This is a genomic window from Stenotrophomonas sp. SrG (assembly GCF_050031795.1).
In the GTDB taxonomy this organism is placed as follows: Bacteria; Pseudomonadota; Gammaproteobacteria; order Xanthomonadales; family Xanthomonadaceae; genus Stenotrophomonas; species Stenotrophomonas rhizophila_A.
On record NZ_JBNBBE010000772.1, the window covers coordinates 1 to 246 of the forward strand.

Here is a 246-nt window from a genome sequence, read left to right on the forward strand (position 1 = left end):
TAATACAGCCGCGAAAAGGCTCTGTCGCAGACCGCCGACCTGAGCGTCGACTGGGACAACAGCCCGCTGTGGAAGGCGACCTTCAGCGGCGGCCGCACCTGGTCCGAAGGTGGCCCGGCGATGAAGTGCCGCATGTCGGCCAAGCCGCGCCGCCGTGACGATGGCGTGTGGCAGACCGGCAACCGGGACGCGGCATGGGACCAGACCGGCACGCCGGCGGCCACGTGCGCGCCCGACCTGCAGCAG

General features: G+C 70.7%; 1 pseudogene. It reads left to right on the forward strand.

The features are described 5' to 3' along the window. Positions 1 to 246: pseudogene (locus tag ACQG3P_RS21660) on the forward strand (hypothetical protein); the annotation flags it as partial.